A 3,238-nucleotide genomic window follows, 5' to 3' on the forward strand; every position below is an offset into this window, starting at 1 on the left:
CCGCCAGCCGCCGTCGAGCAGCGCCAGTGTTTCCTTGCCCGCGCCGCAGCCGAGATCTATGGCGCGGCGGCCGTTCCCCGGGCCGGCGAACGCCATGGCGTCGAGGCACAGCGTGCGCACCCCACGGGTTGCCTGGGCGGCGTTGTAGTCCGCCCAGATCTTGCTGTCCGCGAGGCTGTCCACGGATTCAGTGTTGCACTGGCGCGGCGGCGAAGCCACCGCGCCAGAGAGGCCAGGGCTCACCACCGCGCCGTCAACCCTCGGCGTCACAGCACCTTGGAGAGGAACGCCTTGGTCCGGTCGTGCTGGGGATCGCTCAGGATCTGGCGGGGAGCCCCGGCCTCCACCACCACGCCGTCGTCCATGAAGACCAGGGTGTCGGCCACCTCGCGGGCGAACCCCATCTCATGGGTCACCACAATCATTGTCATGCCGCTCTTGGCCAGTCCCTTCATGACATCGAGGACCTCGCCCACCAGCTCCGGGTCCAAGGCACTGGTCGGTTCGTCGAAGAGCATCAGCTTGGGGTCCATGGCCAAGGCACGGGCAATGGCCACCCGTTGCTGCTGGCCGCCCGAAAGGTGCGCCGGATAGGCATCGCCCTTGTCCCCCAGCCCCACACGCTCCAGCAATTCCATGGCCCTTGCCGTGGCAGCGGCCTTGGAAATCTTCTTCACCCGCATGGGAGCAAGAATGATGTTCTCCACCGCGGTCAGGTGCGGGAACAGGTTGAACCGCTGGAACACCATTCCGATTTCCTGGCGCTGGAAAGCAGCTTCCTTGAGCTTGAGTTCGTAGAGCTTCTCGCCTTTTTGGCGTTAGCCGACCAGCTGTCCGTCGACCGAAAGCCGGCCGCCGTCAACCACTTCCAAGTGGTTGATACACCGCAGGAAGGTCGACTTACCGGAACCGCTAGGCCCCACGATGCAGAGAACTTCCCCGGGGTCGACCTCCAGGCTGATCCCACGCAGGACCCTGTTGGATCCGAAATTCTTGGAAACCTTCTCCGCAAGAACCATTGGCACGCCCGTCATCCCTTACCTCCAAAGTCTGTACCGAGCGGTGCACCCGGCGCGCCAGGTCCGGCCACCTGCGCGGGTACGGGCGCGGTGGGCGCCTTGTCTGTCTTGGCCCGCCCGGTTCCGCGGGAGAACCGCTTTTCGATGAAGTGTTGCCCGACCATCAGGACCGAGGTGAAGAGGAGGTACCAGAGCGAAGCAACAATCAGCAGCGGGACGGGGGTGAACGTCACGGCCGAAATGCCGCGGGACACCCCGTACAGGTCAATGCTCAATGGGATCGCGGCCACCAGGGAGGTAGTCTTGAGCATTGAAATCACTTCGTTGCCGGTAGGCGGAATGATGATTTTCATGGCCTGCGGAACCACGACATACCGCATGGTCTGCCCCCAGGACATGGCCAGCGCCGTGGAAGCCTCCGCCTGGCCCTCGTCCACGGACAACAGGCCGGCACGCACGATTTCAGACATGTAGGCGGCCTCGTTCAAGGCCAGCCCGATCACGGCGGTAATGAACAGGTTTGTGAAGATCTCGTTCGGGACGGTGACCCACGGCGGCGTGAACGGAATCCCGAGCGTGAACACCGGGTAGATCAGGGCCACGATGCCCCAGAACACCAACTGCACGTAGACAGGGGTTCCGCGGAAGATCCAGATGTACAGCCAGGCAATGCTCTTGAGCACCGGGTTTGGTGAGAGCCGCATGATGGCCAGCAGCAGGCCGATGACGATCGCGCCGATCATCGAGTAGATGGTCAGCCACAACGTCACCCACGCGGCCTGGCTGATCCGGCGGTCAAAAATGTACTTGCCCACATCCGGCCAGCCGTAGTCCGGGCGCTGTGCGGCGTCCAGGACAAAGACCGCCAACCCGAGCAGGAGGACCACGGCAATCACGATCCGCCACGGGTGCCGCAGCGGGATCGCCACGATCGCCTCCGCCGGCGAGTTGTCCGTGTCCTGTCCACTCCGGCCCTGGAGCTTCCTGTCAGGTTCCGACTCAATCATCCTGTCGGATTCCGGCTCGCTCATTTGCTATCACCCTTTGGCTGCCACGTTGAGAGTTGCTGTCTTGACGCCACCGGATTCGACGCCCCACTTGGACAGGATCTTGTTGTACGTTCCGTCGTCGATCAGCGCCTGCAGCGCCTTCTGCAGGACCGGGGTAAATTCGCTGCCCTTGGCCACGGGCATCCCGTACGGCGCCACCTCAAAGGCATCGCCGGCGGTCTGCAGCTTGTCCTTGGTCTTGGAGATCGCATACAGAGTCACGGGCGAATCGGCGCTCATCGCATCGACCTGCCCCACCACGAGGGCGTTGGTTGCCTGGTCCTGCGCGTCGTACTTGAAAATGGTGATCGCCGGCTTGCCTGCATCCGTGCACGCCTTCGACTTGGCCGGCACCTCATGCGTGTCCTCATAGGTGGTGGCCTGGACGGCGACCTTAAGCCCGCAGGCGTTGTTCGGGTCCACATTCTTGCCCTTGGGCGACGCCCACTGGATGCCGGCCGAGTAGTAGTTCACGAAATCCACCTGCTTTTCGCGTTCCAGTGTGTCGGAGAAGGACGACATTCCCATGTCGTCCTTCCCTGCCTTCACCGCCGGCAGAATGTTATCGAAGGTGCCGATGTCGAAGTTGACCTTCAACCCCATAACCTTGCCCAGGGCATTGGTGAGGTCCACGGACCAGCCTGCCGGTTCGCCGTTATCGTCCTTGAACTCGTTGGGCGGGTAGTTGTTGGCCATGCCGACGTTGAGCACGCCGGAGCTCTTCATTTTTTCCGGGAGCGAGGCAGCAATGGAGTCATTCTTTTGCACGTCGATGGCGTCAGCGGTACCGGATGCCGAGCCGGTGGCGGCGGGTTCGCTGTTGTTGACACAGCCCGAGAGCGAGAGCGCCGTGGCTATGGTCAGAACGGGAAGAAGGTATCGGGTGCGCATGGCTTCCTTAGCTGTTCAGGGATTCTCTAGGCTCCCGCAACGCTGCGGGAGGGCACTGCATGACTGCTTATTCAAAACTCAAGAATTTGTGTTTTCCGACGCTCTTGTCTCAAGAAGTTCTCCGGAATGACGAATATCCCGAAGAATTTCCCCGCCCCGGGCCTTCAACTCGGAAATACTGGAGACGCCCACTAACGTCATCGTACGCCGCAGTTCATCCCCGAAGATGTCGATGATGCGTCCGACGCCCGGTGAGCCGGCCGCTACCAACCCGTACAG

Annotated in this window: 3 protein-coding genes and 2 pseudogenes; all 5 read right to left on the reverse strand. The window is 62.2% G+C overall.

What is annotated here, in order from left to right; all coding sequences use genetic code 11:
* Nucleotides 1–183, reverse strand: a pseudogene (locus tag LQV45_RS22425) (methyltransferase); the annotation flags it as partial.
* A gap of 83 nt (nt 184–266) precedes the next feature.
* Nucleotides 267–1,019: pseudogene (locus LQV45_RS22430) on the reverse strand (amino acid ABC transporter ATP-binding protein).
* Nucleotides 1,020–1,030: 11 nt separating this feature from the next.
* Nucleotides 1,031–2,050, reverse strand: a complete 1,020-nt coding sequence (locus LQV45_RS22435) for an amino acid ABC transporter permease (RefSeq protein ID WP_230008891.1) — start codon at nt 2,048–2,050, stop codon at nt 1,031–1,033.
* 6 nt (nt 2,051–2,056) lie between these two features.
* Nucleotides 2,057–2,959, reverse strand: a complete 903-nt coding sequence (locus LQV45_RS22440) for an ABC transporter substrate-binding protein (protein WP_028277463.1) — start codon at nt 2,957–2,959, stop codon at nt 2,057–2,059.
* A gap of 78 nt (nt 2,960–3,037) precedes the next feature.
* Nucleotides 3,038–3,238, reverse strand: a 201-nt coding sequence (locus tag LQV45_RS22445) for an alpha-hydroxy-acid oxidizing protein (RefSeq protein WP_230008892.1), incomplete at its 5' end; no start/stop codon positions are given.

It is taken from the genome of Microbacterium sp. Bi128 (assembly GCF_918698205.1).